Origin of the sequence: Rhizobium sp. BK376 (genome assembly GCF_004341625.1) — a bacterium.
Taxonomy (GTDB): Bacteria; Pseudomonadota; Alphaproteobacteria; order Rhizobiales; family Rhizobiaceae; genus Rhizobium.
Map to the genome: position 1 here is coordinate 278915 of NZ_SLZG01000001.1, position 16214 is coordinate 295128.

General features: G+C 58.7%; 14 protein-coding genes. 5 read left to right on the top strand and 9 right to left on the bottom strand.

The window, feature by feature from the left end:
* Window positions 1-88 precede the first annotated feature (88 nt).
* The 3 genes from lon to clpP form a co-directional block, all read right to left on the bottom strand.
* Window positions 89-2509 carry an endopeptidase La gene (gene lon, locus EV561_RS01435; protein WP_132516873.1) on the bottom strand — a complete coding sequence of 807 codons (2421 nt, stop codon included), beginning with the start codon at window positions 2507-2509 and terminating at the stop codon, window positions 89-91.
* A gap of 406 nt (window positions 2510-2915) precedes the next feature.
* Entirely contained in the window at window positions 2916-4193 is a 1278-nt protein-coding gene (gene clpX / locus EV561_RS01440; RefSeq protein WP_132516875.1) for an ATP-dependent Clp protease ATP-binding subunit ClpX, read from the bottom strand.
* 307 nt (window positions 4194-4500) lie between these two features.
* A complete protein-coding gene (clpP, locus tag EV561_RS01445; protein WP_132516877.1) occupies window positions 4501-5133 on the bottom strand; it encodes an ATP-dependent Clp endopeptidase proteolytic subunit ClpP in 633 nt (210 codons plus the stop codon).
* 629 nt (window positions 5134-5762) lie between these two features.
* Between clpP and EV561_RS01450 the strand changes: the two genes are divergently transcribed.
* Window positions 5763-6110, top strand: coding sequence for an ATPase inhibitor subunit zeta (locus tag EV561_RS01450; RefSeq protein ID WP_281024706.1), 348 nt, complete (start codon window positions 5763-5765; stop codon window positions 6108-6110).
* 25 nt (window positions 6111-6135) lie between these two features.
* Here EV561_RS01450 and EV561_RS01455 read toward each other — a convergent pair whose 3' ends face one another.
* On the bottom strand, window positions 6136-6972 hold the full coding sequence (locus EV561_RS01455; RefSeq protein ID WP_132516881.1) for a helix-turn-helix transcriptional regulator: 837 nt from the start codon (window positions 6970-6972) through the stop codon (window positions 6136-6138).
* Window positions 6973-7069: 97 nt separating this feature from the next.
* On the opposite strand from EV561_RS01455, the gene EV561_RS01460 reads away from it, so the two are divergent.
* The 3 genes from EV561_RS01460 to EV561_RS01470 all read left to right on the top strand — a co-directional run bounded on the left by EV561_RS01460 (window position 7070) and on the right by EV561_RS01470 (window position 10771).
* Window positions 7070-7969 carry an SDR family oxidoreductase gene (locus EV561_RS01460; protein ID WP_132516883.1) on the top strand — a complete coding sequence of 300 codons (900 nt, stop codon included), beginning with the start codon at window positions 7070-7072 and terminating at the stop codon, window positions 7967-7969.
* Window positions 7970-8116: 147 nt separating this feature from the next.
* Window positions 8117-9370, top strand: coding sequence for a GGDEF domain-containing protein (locus EV561_RS01465; RefSeq protein ID WP_132516884.1), 1254 nt, complete (start codon window positions 8117-8119; stop codon window positions 9368-9370).
* Between the two features lie 156 nt (window positions 9371-9526).
* Window positions 9527-10771 (top strand): cytochrome P450, encoded by a 1245-nt coding sequence (locus EV561_RS01470; protein WP_132516886.1) that lies wholly within the window; start codon window positions 9527-9529, stop codon window positions 10769-10771.
* Between the two features lie 49 nt (window positions 10772-10820).
* On the opposite strand, the gene EV561_RS01475 is transcribed toward EV561_RS01470, so the two are convergent.
* Complete coding sequence (locus EV561_RS01475; protein ID WP_132516888.1) at window positions 10821-11618, bottom strand: SDR family oxidoreductase; 798 nt, start codon at window positions 11616-11618, stop codon at window positions 10821-10823.
* 157 nt (window positions 11619-11775) lie between these two features.
* Between EV561_RS01475 and EV561_RS01480 the strand changes: the two genes are divergently transcribed.
* A complete protein-coding gene (locus tag EV561_RS01480; protein WP_132516890.1) occupies window positions 11776-12249 on the top strand; it encodes a MarR family winged helix-turn-helix transcriptional regulator in 474 nt (157 codons plus the stop codon).
* 116 nt (window positions 12250-12365) lie between these two features.
* Here the strand turns inward: EV561_RS01480 and pstB are convergent, their stop codons facing one another.
* The 4 genes from pstB to pstS form a co-directional block, all read right to left on the bottom strand.
* Entirely contained in the window at window positions 12366-13199 is an 834-nt protein-coding gene (gene pstB, locus EV561_RS01485; protein ID WP_132516892.1) for a phosphate ABC transporter ATP-binding protein PstB, read from the bottom strand.
* Between the two features lie 29 nt (window positions 13200-13228).
* Window positions 13229-14080, bottom strand: coding sequence for a phosphate ABC transporter permease PstA (gene pstA, locus EV561_RS01490; RefSeq protein WP_132516894.1), 852 nt, complete (start codon window positions 14078-14080; stop codon window positions 13229-13231).
* A 10-nt stretch (window positions 14081-14090) separates the two neighbouring features.
* Entirely contained in the window at window positions 14091-15062 is a 972-nt protein-coding gene (gene pstC / locus EV561_RS01495) for a phosphate ABC transporter permease subunit PstC (protein WP_132516896.1), read from the bottom strand.
* A 72-nt stretch (window positions 15063-15134) separates the two neighbouring features.
* Window positions 15135-16160 carry a phosphate ABC transporter substrate-binding protein PstS gene (gene pstS / locus EV561_RS01500; protein ID WP_132516898.1) on the bottom strand — a complete coding sequence of 342 codons (1026 nt, stop codon included), beginning with the start codon at window positions 16158-16160 and terminating at the stop codon, window positions 15135-15137.
* Between the last annotated feature and the right edge of the window lie 54 nt (window positions 16161-16214).

The following is a 16214-nucleotide window of genomic DNA, read 5'->3' on the forward strand; positions in this document are numbered from 1 at the left end:
AACAGGCGGTTTTCACAAAAAAGGCCGGCATTTCTGCCGGCCTTCGTCAGATTTTCGTCAATTAGGCATAAGTGTGGCGGAAAGCGACTCAGTGGGCGATTGCCGAACCTGCGTCGTCCACGCCTTCCACAGTTGCGATAACCGGCGTCTCGATGGAGCCGTCCCACTCGATCGGCTCGGGCCGACGAACGAGAGCATGCTTGATCACCTCGCCCATGCGGGATACCGGGATGATCTCCATGTTGTTCTTCACGTTGTCCGGAATCTCCGCCAGATCCTTGGCGTTTTCTTCCGGGATCAGCACCTTCTTGATGCCGCCGCGAAGCGCTGCAAGCAGCTTTTCCTTGAGACCACCGATCGGCAGGACGCGGCCGCGCAGGGTGATTTCACCCGTCATGGCGACGTTCTTGTTGACCGGGATACCGGTCATGATCGAGACGATCGCGGTTGCCATGGCAACACCGGCAGACGGACCATCCTTCGGCGTCGCACCTTCCGGAACGTGCACGTGGATGTCGCTCTTGTCGAAGCGCGGAGGCTCGATGCCGAAGTCGACAGCGCGCGAACGGACATAAGAGGCCGCTGCGGAGATCGACTCCTTCATGACTTCCTTCAAGTTACCAGTCACGGTCATCCGACCCTTGCCCGGCATCATAACGCCTTCGATCGTCAGCAGCTCGCCGCCGACTTCCGTCCATGCGAGACCGGTAACAACGCCGACCTGATCCTCGCGCTCTGCTTCGCCGTGGCGGAAGCGCGGAACGCCCAAATAGTCGTCGATGTTTTCAGCCGTGACGTGAACGGACTTCGTCTTGCCCTTGATGATCTCGGTGACCGCCTTGCGGGCGAGCTTCATCAATTCGCGTTCGAAGTTACGGACACCAGCTTCGCGGGTGTACTGCTGGCTGATCGCCATCAGGGCATCGTCGCTGACCGAGAATTCATTCGGCTGCAATGCATGTTCCTTGATGGCCTTCGGCAGCAGGTGCCGCTTGGCGATCTCGCGCTTTTCATCCTCAGTGTAGCCGGCGATACGGATGACTTCCATGCGGTCCATCAAAGGAGCAGGAATATTCAGCGTATTCGCCGTCGTGATGAACATGACATCAGACAGGTCGTATTCGACTTCCAGGTAGTGATCCATGAAGGTCGAGTTCTGAGCCGGATCCAGCACTTCGAGCAGGGCCGAAGACGGATCGCCGCGGAAATCCTGACCCATCTTGTCGATTTCATCGAGCAGGAAGAGCGGGTTGGACTTCTTCGCCTTCTTCATCGACTGGATGACCTTGCCGGGCATCGAGCCGATATAGGTGCGGCGGTGACCACGGATTTCGGCTTCGTCACGAACGCCGCCAAGCGCCATGCGAACATACTCACGGCCGGTCGCCTTGGCGATCGACTGAGCGAGCGAGGTCTTGCCGACGCCCGGAGGGCCGACGAGGCACAGGATCGGACCCTTGATCTTGGTCGCGCGAGCCTGGACAGCCAGATACTCGACAATGCGCTCCTTGACCTTGTCGAGGCCGAAGTGATCAGCTTCGAGGATCTTCTCGGCATTGTTGAGATCCGTCTTGATCTTCGACTTCTTGCTCCACGGAATGCCGAGCAGCCAGTCCAGATAGTTGCGCACGACTGTCGCTTCAGCCGACATCGGGCTCATCTGGCGCAGCTTCTTGAGTTCGGCATCAGCCTTTTCGCGCGCTTCCTTGGACAGCTTGGTCTTGGAGATGCGCTCTTCCAGTTCAGCCATCTCGTCGCGGCCTTCCTCGCCGTCGCCGAGCTCCTTCTGGATCGCCTTCATCTGCTCATTCAGGTAGTATTCGCGCTGGGTCTTCTCCATCTGGCGCTTGACGCGCGAGCGGATACGCTTCTCGACCTGCAGAACCGAAATCTCGCCTTCCATGAAGCCGAGCGCCTTTTCCAGGCGAGCCTTGACGCTGGTGGTTTCCAGCATCTCCTGCTTCTCGGTTATCTTGATCGACAGGTGTGAAGCAACCGTATCGGCAAGCTTGGAATAGTCGTCGATCTGGCTTGCAGCGCCAACGACTTCCGGCGAAATCTTCTTGTTGAGCTTTACGTAGCTTTCGAATTCCGAAACGACGGAACGGCTCAGCGCTTCCAGCTCGACCTGATCCTCTTGCGGCTCTTCGAGAACGTGGCCGGAAGCCTCGTAGAAATCCTCGCGACCCGTATAGGAATCGATCTGTGCGCGGGCACGGCCCTCGACCAGAACCTTCACCGTGCCATCAGGCAGCTTCAGGAGCTGCAGCACGTTGGCGACAGTTCCGACCTTGTGGATGGCATCGGGCGCAGGATCGTCGTCGCTGGCGTTGACCTGGGTGACCAGCATAATCTGCTTGTCGGAACCCATGACCTCTTCCAGAGCTCGGATCGACTTTTCCCGTCCGACGAATAGTGGCACGATCATATGTGGGAAGACCACGATGTCGCGCAACGGCAATACCGGGTAGGCAGCGCTCTCGTTTGCCGCAGACGTTTTCTTCGTCATATCATTTCCTTTCCGTCCCGTTTCCGGGCTCTTGGCCGGCCCCTTGGGATCGACCGGCGCTCTCACTTGGCTAACAAGTGGAGCTTCACTTTATTCATTTCAAGCCGTGCGGCGGCACACCGCACAAGAGTGTGTCAGACTTATTACAGGGAGGAACGCAAAACGAAAACCGGAACATTCGGCGTTACCCAAATATTGCCGACGACTGGAATCTAAGAAGCAAAGCCTGTTTCAGTCAAAGCTCACAGAATCATTCCATCATTGCCCTTGGCGACATTCTTCGCAACGGGCCGAAGCATAGTTCCAATCACCTTGTTTGGAACTTAACAGGAAACAACACGACTTTTCAAATAGAAAGGGGCCCGTACATGACGAGCCCCTGATAAGTTCACCGTCTATCCACCGGTCAAGCCGAGGCGTTGGCCTTTTCTTCTTGACGATCGGCGTAAATGTAGAGCGGACGTGCAGAGCCGCGGACCACTTCCTCGGAAATGACCACTTCGCGAACGCCTTCCAGCGCCGGCAGATCGAACATGGTGTCGAGGAGGATCTTCTCCATGATGGAACGCAGGCCGCGAGCACCAGTCTTACGGATGATCGCCCGCTTGGCGATTTCGCGCAGGGCATCCTCGTGGAAGGTGAGTTCCACGTCTTCCATCTCGAACAGGCGCTGGTACTGCTTCACCAGCGCGTTCTTCGGCTCGGACAGGATCTGGATCAGCGCATCTTCATCGAGGTCTTCCAGGGTCGCCAGAACCGGCAGACGGCCGATGAATTCCGGGATGAGACCGAACTTGACGAGATCTTCCGGCTCCAGCTCGCGCAGCACTTCGCCGACGCGACGGTCGTCCGGAGCCTTGACGGTTGCGCCAAAGCCGATCGAGGTCTTCTCGCCGCGGGCAGAGATGATCTTGTCGAGACCGGCAAAAGCGCCGCCGCAGATGAACAGGATGTTCGTCGTATCGACCTGCAGGAATTCCTGCTGCGGATGCTTGCGGCCGCCCTGGGGCGGAACGGAGGCAACCGTGCCTTCCATGATCTTCAGAAGCGCTTGCTGAACGCCCTCGCCCGACACGTCGCGAGTAATCGACGGGTTGTCGGACTTGCGGGAAATCTTGTCGACTTCGTCGATGTAGACGATGCCGCGCTGAGCGCGCTCGACATTGTAGTCGGCAGCCTGCAGCAGCTTCAGGATGATGTTTTCAACGTCTTCACCGACGTAACCGGCTTCGGTCAACGTCGTTGCGTCAGCCATGGTGAAGGGGACGTCGATGATGCGGGCGAGCGTCTGGGCGAGATAGGTCTTGCCGCAACCGGTCGGGCCGACGAGCATGATGTTGGACTTCGCCAACTCGACTTCGCCGTTCTTGGAGGCATGCGCCAGGCGCTTGTAATGGTTGTGGACCGCAACGGACAGAATCTTCTTCGCCTGCCGCTGGCCGATGACATATTCGTCGAGAACCTTGATGATGTCCTGGGGCGTGGGAACGCCGTCACGGGACTTGACCATCGAGGACTTGTTTTCCTCACGGATGATGTCCATGCACAATTCGACGCATTCATCGCAGATGAATACCGTCGGCCCGGCAATCAGCTTCCGGACTTCGTGCTGGCTCTTGCCGCAGAATGAACAATACAGGGTGTTCTTGGAGTCACCGCCGTTGCTGCCGCTGACTTTGCTCATATCACTTTCCTTCCAGCACGCCGTATTTCCAGATTGAAATAGCGGTCCACTCACTGCGCCGCCGCACTTTGCTCCAGACATTGGAGCTATAGCCGGTCGCGGCGCTCCTCAGGGTACTGAACGAAGCCCAAACAAGCATGTTCAGGCTCCGGTGGCAACGAATTACCCTTCGAATGCCGAACGCTATGTCATAAAAACTCAACATAGCATTAATACTTACTATTAGCCTGTTCCGCACCACTTTAAACCCCTCTTCGATCACAAATGGGATAGAACTGTGGCGCGGAAGACACCGTCCGTGGATAAGTTAGGACGCAGATTCGCCTTCCATCTCGGCGCGAGACGTCAGGACCTTGTCGATGACACCCCAGTTCTGGGCTTCATCGGCGTCCATGAAGTGGTCACGATCGAGCGTCTTTTCAACTTCCTCATACGTACGGCCGGTGTGCTTCACATAGACCTCGTTCAGGCGACGCTTCATCTTCAGGATGTCGCGGGCGTGACGTTCGATATCCGAAGCCTGACCCTGGAAACCGCCGGAGGGCTGGTGAACCATGATGCGGGAATTCGGGGTCGCAAAGCGCATGTCCTTGTGGCCGGCAGCCAGAAGCAGCGAGCCCATGGACGCAGCCTGGCCGATGCAAAGCGTCGACACGGCGGGCTTAATGAATTGCATTGTATCGTAAATCGCCATGCCGGCCGTAACCACGCCGCCGGGCGAATTGATGTAAAGCGCGATTTCTTTCTTGGGATTTTCGGCTTCGAGGAAGAGAAGCTGGGCGCAGACCAGCGTCGCCATATGATCCTCGACCGGTCCCGTCAGGAAGATGATCCGCTCCTTCAGCAGGCGCGAATAGATGTCGTAGGACCGTTCACCGCGATTGGTCTGCTCCACAACCATCGGCACCAGTGCCATAGCGGTATCGACTGGATTTCTCATGTGCGTCCTTTGTCAAACGTGCACCCGACGCCGAAGCGACGGGAATCGAATAAAATGCCTCACCCCTACATAGAGTGTCCCTGCCCTGCACTTCAAGACACGCAAAAGGATAACGTCAAGAACCATAGCGAGGAGTGTAAGTTCGGAAGGAATTTCTACTGCTTTTCTTCCAGATGCCTATTAATGCGGCGTTACGCCGAAAGCGGCCCACAACTTTTCCAAACGTCAAGGTGAAGGAAGGGTGAATGCCGCCCTCGAATTTGCTTCGGTCTTATCCGGCTATGGAAATACAGCCTCATGCATCGGACGTTATGATGGCAGCTTTTGGCCCTTGGGCACTCGTCGTTTCAGATGGAAGATAACAGCAACGCACTGCACGTGGTCCAGAGGGAAACGTCCTTGAGCTTGAGCGGACCTGAAACCATCCTTGATGTCGCGCGCAATGAGGATTGGAAGGAAACGAACCAACTGAAGGCATGGTGTCAAAGTTGCGATTTGTACCGACACACTACGGCCTGTACAATGTCGTCGACGAGATGACCGGGGCAGTCCGTCGAAGTGGAGGCGATGGCTCGAACGCCACGAGGCGATGCAACGAATCCCCTGCCTGGTTAAACGCGCTCATTCTTATGGCGAGGAGAGAAGGGAGATTTTCGATGGCCGGCGCTCAGACAGATTTCATGAGAATGGTACGCCGAAACAAGCTGGTTGGCATGTGGGCGGCGGAAAAGCTCTCGCTTCCTAGCGAAAATGCCAAGGCCTACTCGGATGAACTTGCAAAGGGGACGTTCGACATCGAACGCAACGATATTCTTCAAATAATTCGAAGAGACTTTGACGCTGCAGGAGTGGTTCAATCCGACGACCAAATTCTGGCGATCATGACCGAATCATGGCTGGAAGCCGGTGGAGACGCGGCGAACTCGGATGCCAGCGATGCCGCGCTGGTGCATATTGCCCGTACTCTCATGGGATGATGCCACCTGCAGGTCCGCGAATTCGTTATCGAAGATCGCTCTTGCCGTTCTTTCCGATCAACGCGCGAATGCGCTCGGCCACGGCAGGATCGACAGGATTGTAGACGACCAGGTTGAGATCGGGCCTGCCGTCCACTGCAAAGCCTGAATACTCCAATTCAATGTCGCCCAGAACGGGGTGTCTGAGGCGCTTGGTTCCTTCGCCATGGGAGATCACTTCATTCTCCCGCCAAAGGGCGGCGAATTCCTGGCTTGTATGGCAGAGTTCTTCGACCAGGTCCGTGATCTCCGACGTCGCTCCGGCACGGGCCACGTCCGCACGGAACGCTCCGACGACGAACCGGGCCATTGCTTGCCAGTCATGCTGAACGTTTCGGATCGTGCGGTTAGAGAACAATAGACGCAGAATGTTCCGATCGCCTGGGGCAAGTTTGTCGTAGTCCGTCATGACCACCGTGGCGGCCCGGTTCCAGGCGACGATATCCCATGCCGCGGTCCGCACCAATGCAGGGCTTGCATCAAGGGTGTCGATCAGACGCTGGAGGCGCGGACTGATGCCCTCAACCGAGCGATAGCGGACCTCGGGTGGATGACCGAGGCCGAGCATGAAAAGATGCTCACGCTCCGGTTCCGTCAGCATAAGGCCGCTTGCGATCCGGTTCAGAACATCGGGCGAAGGCGCGCCGCCGCGCCCCTGCTCTAGCCAAGTGTACCATGTGGAGCTGATATTGGCGCGCTGCGCGACCTCCTCCCGTCTCAGGCCGGGTGTGCGTCTGCGTCCGGAAAATCCGAAGACCGCCGGATCGAGACGTGCGCGACGATCCCGCAGGAATAGGCCCAAAGCATTGCTCTCGGTGGTCATGGCTTACCTGTTGGCGATTATAATAGGATAAACTCACTACTTTAACATCATAAAGGATAGCGTAATTGTCGGGTCCTTATCAATAAGGAGATATACCATGCGCATCTTCCTGACCGGCGCGACCGGCTTCATCGGATCGGCCATAGTGCCTGAGCTCTTGAAGGCAGGCCATCATGTCATCGGCATGACCCGTTCCGACGCCGGAGCAAGGACGCTCGAAGAGGCAGGCGTCGAAGTCCATCGCGCAACGCTGGAAGAGCCGGAGAGCCTGCGCCGCGGCGCGGAAAAGGCGGATGCCGTCATTCACGCCGCTTTCGATCATGACTTTTCCCGATTCGTCGAAAACTGCCAGAAGGACAGTCGTGCAATCCATGCGCTTGGCGAGGCCTTCAAGGGATCTGACCGTCCGCTGATCATCACCTCGGGCACGGGACTGGGCAATGCCGAACTCGGAAAGCCGGCATCGGAGGACATCTGTAACACCGCGCACCCCAATCCGCGTGTCGCCTCGGAACTGGCAGGCAACTTGCTGCTCGAGGCCGGAGTGAACGTTTCCGTCGTGCGGCTCCCACAGGTGCACGACACCTTCAAGCAGGGCCTCATCACCCCGCTTGTGGCGATTGCCCGGGAAAAAGGCGTCTCGGCCTATGTCGGAGAAGGCCGCAACCGGTTCCCTGCGGGCCATCTGCTCGACGTGGCGCTACTCTACAGGCTCGCGGTCGAAAGGGCCGAACCCGGTGCGCGCTATAACGCCGTCGGCGAGGAAGGCGTTGAAACTCGTGCGATCGCGGAAGCACTTGGCCGCGGTCTGAAATTGCCAACCGTATCGATTGAGCCGGAGAAGGCCGCCGAGCATTTCGGCTGGATGGCGATGTTTGCGGGGCTGGATTTCCCAGCTTCCAGCGCAAAAACGCGGCAGGTGCTCGGATGGCTCCCGAAAGGACCGGGCCTGATCGCTGACCTCGACGCAATGAACTACGACAATTTGGCGGCCTAGGTGTCACGCGGGAAGCTGGCGTCTGGATGGCGCCAGCTTCCCGGATACGCTCAAGGCGCGAAAAAGAAATGATCGTTTACCACGCTGTTTAAAGATGTTGCCAACTTATTCGGCGATAGTGCCCGCACTGGAAAGTGAAGGGACGCCGTGTTCAGCATCGCAACAGGACTGACAATCTGGTGTACGGAAGCGTTGACGCTTGCGTTCACGCTTTTTCTTGCCTGGCGATATGATCGGCAATCGCCTAACTATCTGATGTGGTCCGCGGGCTTCGCGGTCGGCGCGATCGGTTTCGCAATGGTTGCGGCACGCGGCTTCATTCCCAACATCCTGTCGATCGAGATCGGCAACGCAATTACGCTTCTTGGCGAAAGCGCCTGGATCGCCGGCTTTCGCCAGATGGACAAGCGCAAGCTGCAGCTGACCGCGCTGCTTCCGCCTTTGATCTGGACTGCTGGCGTGTGCCTGCCCTGGGTGGCTAGCAACTTCACCAACAGGGTCGCCCTTTACGATCTCTCCAGCGCAGTCGGCGCGACACTTCTTGTCATGGTGGTCTTGCCCCATGGCGAACATCGCGAGCAATCGCGAATCCATCTCAGCTTCATCTTTCTGACGCTCGCCTGCGTGAATTTCGTCAGTGCGCTTGCGATCGTGATCATGGGCTTTTCGGACGAAGTGGCGGCAATCTGCCGCGCCATTTCGGCCCTCAGCAGCGCTCTCATGATCACGCTTGCGATCGCGTTTACCGGACGTCTGCTGATGGAGCGCTCCGAACGACGGTGGCATGCGCTTTCGATCACGGACTACCTCACCGGTGCTCTCAATCGCAGGGGCCTGCAGGACGGCTTCCGGCAGATGACCGGCGATTCCGCCGACGGCTCCAGGAAGATTGCAGCACTTCTCTTCGATCTCGATCACTTCAAAAGCATCAACGATCGCCACGGCCATCAGGCGGGTGACCACGTCCTGTCTGAATTTGCCCGCATCGCAAAGCGTTTCATTCCGCGAGACGGCATCTTCGGACGCATGGGCGGCGAGGAATTCATCGGCTTCATCGTGGTCGACGACCAGACGGAAGCGGAAGTCATTGCAGAACTGATCCGGGCGGACTTCTGCCGTGTCCCGCTGCTCGCCGGCGCAGCCCTGATACCCGCCTCCGTCAGCGGCGGGATAGCTATCCTGCCGATCGCTGAGGCAGCATGGGACAATCTCGTTTCCGCGGCCGACCGGGCGCTTTATGCGGCCAAGAAAGCAGGCCGCAACTGCACGGTCGTCTTCGGCGAAGAGGAGGCCGCAAACGCGACCAATTCGCCCCCCGACCCCAACGGCGGCGAACTCGTTCCTACGCTCGACGACCAGATCCACGCGCTACGACGGATGGGGACGCTGTCGCGGATGTGAGAGAGGTTTGCACCGCTCTCTGTCTCCTCACAGATTACTCCTCGATAGGATGAAACGTGCACATTGCAGGCCGTGCAGCGACGCGGTCACCGGGGCCTCCCGCAAAAAATGATCCCTGTCTTTCCCTCTTCCCGCACTTGCGCTACTCCTGCGCTCATGATGATACCCCCAGCGCTTTCCATCGATCCCGCCACGCGTCAGGTCTCCCTCGACGGTCGAGACCCCGCTTTCTACAGCAACCCTAATGCCGTCTATGCCGCTCTGCATGCGCATTGTCCCACTTTCTATTGGGAGCAGCAAAAGCAGTGGTATTTCACCGGTTACGACTATGTGAACGGGCTGCTTCGCGACCGCCGCTTCGGCCGGCAGATCCTGCATATCGCAACAAGGGAAGAGCTCGGCATGGCCGAGCCGTTGCCGCATCTGAAAAACTTCGACCTTGCTGAACAGCATTCGCTGCTGGAGATCGAGCCGCCGGAGCACACGCGGCTTCGAACGCTGGTCAACCGGGCCTTCGTCTCCCGTCATGTGGAGAAGATGAAGCCCGAACTGGCGGAACTCGCGAACGGGCTGATCGACAAATTCGAAAAGAAAGGTGAAGTCGAGTTGCTTTCGGCCTTTGCCGATATCATCCCCGTCACGATGATTGCACGGATGATCGGCATTCCCGAAGAAATGGGCCCGCAACTGCTGAAATGGTCGCATGCCTATGTGCGCATGTATATGTTCGGCCGCACGCGACGGGACGAAGATGCCGCTGATCAGGCCGCCAGAGAATTTGCCGACTATGTGAAGAGCGTGATCAAGGAGCGCCGCGCCAATCCGCGCGACGATCTCCTGACCCATATGATCACGACAGAGCACAAGGGCCAATACCTGACCGAGGACGAGCTGGTCTCGACGACCATCGTGCTCCTCAATGCCGGCCATGAGGCGACGGTGCACCAGATCGGCAATTCGGTCCGCGTCATCCTTGAGAGCGGCTATGATCCGGCCAAGCTGTTCAGTGATGAAGGCACCACGGAACGGACCGTGGAGGAGACACTGCGCATCTGCGCGCCCGTCCACATCTTCCAGCGCTGGGCGCTGGAGCCAGCCGAAATCGACGGCGTCTCCTTCCAGCGAGGCGACAAGGTGGCGATGATCCTGGCGGCGGCCAACCTCGATCCGACAAAATTCTCCGATCCGCTGGCTTTCAAGCCTGATCGCAACGAGGCTCCGAACCTGTCCTTCGGCGCCGGCATTCATTTCTGCATCGGCGCGCCGCTGGCAAGGCTGGAGCTCAACGTCGTGCTGCCGATCCTTTTCCAGCGGTTGCCCGGATTGAAAATCGCCCGCACTCCCGAGGTCAAGGACGTCTATCATTTCCACGGGCTGGATAAGCTCGAGCTGACCTGGTGAAGTCAACGGCAGCGCTGCAGGCGGCTGCCGTTGCAACAATGATCGACGGTTAGCGGATGCCGTATCGGGCGGCCGGCTTGTCATGCGACAGGTTCGGGCCAAGGACGCCGCGGGCGGCATCAAGCGCCTGCCAATCCGCGGGATCGGGCAGCGACGGAATGGTGATCAGTTCGCCCTGATCGAAGCCTGCAAGGGCTGCATCGACCATGTCGGTCGCTTCCATGACCATCTTCGGGTCGAGATCGTCCACCGAACCGCCGGCGCGCTCGAAGATTTCGGTGCGCGTCAGGCCTGGCATCACGGCCTGGACCTTGACGCCCCTTTCTGCCAGCTCCGCGTTCAGCGACTGCGTGAGGCTCAACACATAGCTCTTGGTGGCGCTGTAGGTGCCGTTGAAAAGCTCCGGAACGATCGCAACGACAGAGGCGATGTTGATGATTGCGCCTTTGCTGCGCGGCGCAAAGGTCTGGGCGGCCGCAACGGCCAGACGGTTCACCGCAGTGATATTGAGCGCGATCAAGCGGTCGAGCGCATCGACATCGCTGTCGAGCAGCTTCAGGCCATAGCCGATGCCGGCATTGTTGACGACGAGCGTGACGGCGGCGTCTTCGCGGATCCGCTTCTCCACCTTGCGCACATCTTCAGCCACGGTCAGATCCGCCTGCAGCACATCCACCTTCACGCCATGCGCGGCGCTCAGGCGGGCACTTGCCTCGTTCAACCGGCCGAGATCGCGAGCGACCAAGATGAGGTCATAACCGCGCTTTGCAAGCCGCTCGGCATAGGTTGCGCCGATGCCAGACGAGGCGCCCGTGACGAGTGCCGTTCCGAGATTTTCCTTCGACATGTTCCAATCCTTTCGTTGATCTGGAAATTACTGGTATATGCCACTATATTGATGGGACGAGATGATTTTGCAAGAGGCGCCGTGAAGTTTATAAGCTGCGGCCAAGACCGATTGGACCGTCTCGCGCCTGTTGGCGTCACGGCACGAAGGAACGACGATGGAAAATCGAAAAGCGGAGCCCGACACCTGGGAACTGTGCTCCAACACAGCGGTGCGGCGCGCCTCGCGCCAGCTGGGACAGCTCTATGACGACGTCCTGGAGCCCAGCGGTCTGCGGCTGACACAGGTAACGCTGCTCATCCAGATCGACAAGATGAACGGGCCTTCGCTGAAAGCGCTGGCCGAGGCATTGGTCATGGACCTGTCGGCGCTCGGCCATACGCTGAAGCCGCTGATCCGCGACGGCTTTCTCGAACTGGTTCCCGATACGCAAGACCGCCGTGTGAAGCGGGTCCGCCTGACGCCGTTCGGCGACAGCAAGCGCCGTGAAGCGATCGGCCTCTGGCAGGAGGCCCAGCATCGCTTCGATCGCGTCTTCGGGACGGAAGCTTCAGCGGCGCTGCGCCAGACAATGGCGCTGATCTCGTCGAAGGATTTCGCTGCGGCCTTCCGAACGAAGCCGCAAGGGTGACTGCAACCATGGTATGGGGCTGCTGGATGATGCTAGCTGCGGCGGACCACTATATGCCCAAAACGAAAATGGCGCCCTAGGAGGCGCCATCCGTGAATTCCAGTATGGGGCCGATATCAGCCGTAACGACCGGTGATGTAGTCTTCCGTGCGCTTCACCTTCGGAGCCTGGAAGATCTGTTCGGTCGGGCCGTATTCGATGAGATCGCCGAGATACATGAAGGCGGTGTTGTCGGAGATACGGCTCGCCTGCTGCATGTTGTGCGTGACGATGACGACCGTGAACTCGCCCTTCAGCTGCGAAACCAGTTCCTCGACCTTGGCTGTCGAGATCGGGTCGAGGGCCGAGGTCGGCTCATCGAGCAGCAGCACTGATGGCTTGACCGCGATGGCGCGGGCGATGCAAAGGCGCTGCTGCTGACCGCCGGAAAGGCCAAGTCCGCTCTGGTGCAGCTTTTCCTTCACTTCGCTCCACAGCGCCGTGACCGTCAGCGCCTCTTCGACGCGGGCGTCCATTTCCGCCTTGGAAATCTTTTCATAGAGGCGGATGCCGAAAGCGACGTTTTCATAGATCGACATCGGGAATGGCGTCGGCTTCTGGAACACCATGCCGACCTTGGCGCGCAGATCGTTCAGATCGACGTCCTTGGTGAGGATATTGCGACCGTCCAGCAGGATCTCGCCCGAAACCGACTGGCCCGGATAGAGATCGTACATGCGGTTGAAGGTGCGCAACAGGGTGGACTTGCCGCAGCCCGACGGACCGATGAAGGCAGTGACCGCGTTCTTGCGGATGTTCATATTCACACCCTTCAGAACGCGATGGCCGTTCTGATAGGTAAAGTCGAGGTTCTTTACCTCAAGCTTCGCGAGCGCGGCATCCGACAGGGGGGCGGCGTCCTTCCCCGGCTGTGTGGTGACGCTCTGGAAATTGCTGTCGCTCATGTTCATGGTCGTATTCCTATCGTTCGGCGGCTGCGTCAATGGCGGCGGCCACTCAAGACACGGGCAAGGATGTTGAGGACAAGGATGGCAACGGTGATGATCAGCGCGCCGGCCCAGGCCAGTTGTTTGAGATCCTCGCCTGGATCAGCGGCGAGCGTATTGATGGCGACCGGCAGTGTGGCGATCGGACCGGTCAGGCCCAAATTCGTGAATTTGCTGTAGCCGGCCGTGAAGAGAAGCGGCGCGGTTTCGCCGCTGATACGAGCGACGGCCAGCAGGATGCCAGTCAGGATACCCGTCCATGCGGACTTGTATATGACCATGGTCATGGACTTCCAGCGTGGCGCCCCCAGCGCGGCGGTCGCCTCACGAAGAGCATTCGGTACCAGCAACAGCATATCCTGCGTCGTGCGATTGACAACAGGAAGGGCGATCAACGCCAGTGCAAGGATGCCGGCGATGGCCGAGTTGCCGTGCATCGGTACGACCACGGCGCCGTAGATGAACACGCCAATGATGATCGAGGGTGCAGACAGCAGGATGTCATTGATGAACTTGGCAACCTCGGCAATCTTGCTGCCATTGGCATATTCCACCAGATAGGTGCCGGCGAGAATGCCGATCGGCGCAGCGATCAGGATCGCGAGACCGGTGACCATCACGGTGCCGTAGATTGCGTTGACCAGGCCGCCACGCGAACCCTGTGCCGGGATCGACATCGTGAACACGTCGAGGCTGAGCGCCGTTACACCACGATAAAGCAGGGTCACAAGGATCACGCTAAGAAAGAATATGCCGAGGACGGCCGCGAGGAAGGACAAGGCCATCATCACCCGGTTCTTCCCGTAGCGCCGCGATACTATACCCTGACGAATTGCATTTTCCATGGTTTTTTCCTCAGAGCGAGTCGACACGGCCGATCATCCACCTTGCCAGCGCAAGCACGCAGAAGGAAAGGATGAACAGGAGCAGGCCGAGCGCCATCAAGCTTGAAAACTGCAGACCGTCGGCATCGCCGAAATTGTTCGCGATCTGGGCGGAAATGGTGGTGGACGGCGAGATGATCGACGATTGCAGACGGCTCACCGAGCCGACAACGAAAGTGACGGCCATGGTTTCGCCGAGCGCGCGGCCGAGGCCGAGCATGATGCCGCCGACGAGGCCGCGGCGTGTATAGGGGATCAGGATGTTGCGGGCCACTTCCCACGTGGTCATGCCCATGCCGTAAGCGGATTCGCGCAGCATCGGCGGAACGGTGCTGAACACGTCGCGGGAGATCGCGGTGATGAACGGCAGGATCATGACGGCCAGCACGAGGCTTGCGGTCAACAGGCCGACGCCTGGCGCTGGCGGCTGGAACAGCAGGCCGATCAACGGCACCTGGCCGAGCGTCATCATGAGGAAGGGCAGAATATAGGTCTGCATCAGCGGCACGAGAATGAACAGACCGACGATGCCGTAGATGATGGAGGGAACGCCAGCAAGAAGCTCGATCGCGGTGCTGATCGGACGACGCAGACTGCCGGGGCAGAGTTCCGTCAGGAAGATGGCAATGCCGATGCCCAGTGGAACGGCGATCAGCATGGCGATAACAGAGCTCACCAGCGTACCGACCAAAGCGGGCACAGCACCATAAATATTAACGGGAACACTCCACCTCGTGCCCCAAAGGAACGAGAGGCCGAATTGCTGGAACGTCGGCACGGCGTCGATGACGAGGATCGCAAGAATCGCCAACAGCAGAAGCACGACAAGAGCAGCCGAGCCAAGCGTCATAAAAAAGAAAATCCGATCCTGTGCCCGGAACTTCCTGGTGCTGGCGGTGGTATCCAGTGCCTTAAAGCCAGCCGTATGAGTCGCGTCGGCCATCGATTTGCCCCTTGTCCTGTGACGAAAGGCGGACAGGGCCATGCCCTGCCCGCCGTAGCTACTCAGCCAGCATTACTTGGCTGCGAAGTCCTTCTTCCAGGACTCTTCGACAACCTTAGCTACAGTTTCCGGAACCGGAAGGTAGGACAGGTCGGTTGCAGCCTTCTGGCCCTTTTCGTAGGACCACTTGAAGAACTTCAGAGCTTCTTCGTTGGCAGCAGCGTCAGCCGGCTTCTTGTAGAGCATAACCCAGGTCGAAGCAGCAATCGGCCAGCTCTTTTCGCCCGGCTGATTGGTGATGATCAGGTTGAAGTTCTTGGCGTGAGCCCAGTCAGCGTTGGAAGCAGCAGCCTTAAAGGTGTCGAGGCTCGGCTCGATAACCTTGCCGGCAGCGTTCTTCATCTTCGCGAAACCGATGTGGTTGGCGACGACGTAGGAGTATTCAACGTAGGAGATCGAGCCAGCCGTCTGGTTGACGGTGGTGGAAACGCCTTCAGAACCCTTGGCGCCGAAGCCGACCGGCCATTCAACAGCCGTGTCCGAACCAACCTTTTCCTTCCACTCCGGCGAAACCTTCGAGAGGTAATCGGTGAAGTTGAAGGTCGTGCCCGAGCTGTCAGCGCGATAAACGACGGAGATCGGCGTGGAGGGCAGCTTCAGGCTCGGGTTGAGAGCCTTGATGGCGGCGTCATCCCACTTGGCAATCTTGCCGAGGAAGATGTCGGCCAGCGTCTTGCCGTCGAGAACGAGTTCGCCGGCCTTTACGCCTTCGATGTTGTAGGAAACGACGATACCGCCGGAGATCATCGGGAACTGAGCAATGCCGTTCTTCTCGAGGTCAGCGTCGCTCATCGGCTTGTCAGAAGCGCCGAAAACGATCGTCTTGTCGAGGAGCTGCTTGATGCCTGCGCCCGAACCAACCGACTGGTAGTTGACGACGTTGTTCGTCGCAGCCTTGTACTGTTCAGCCCACTTGGACAGAACCGGAGCGATGAAGCTCGAGCCGGCACCCGTGATGTCTGCGGCCATAGCCGAAGCAGACATGGTAGCGACCAGGGCTGCGGAAAGGCAAAGTGAACGGATTTTCTGGTTAAACATGATAAACCACTTCCTCGAGTGATGAAAGGATGGCGGGCGGGAGTTCGGCGTATG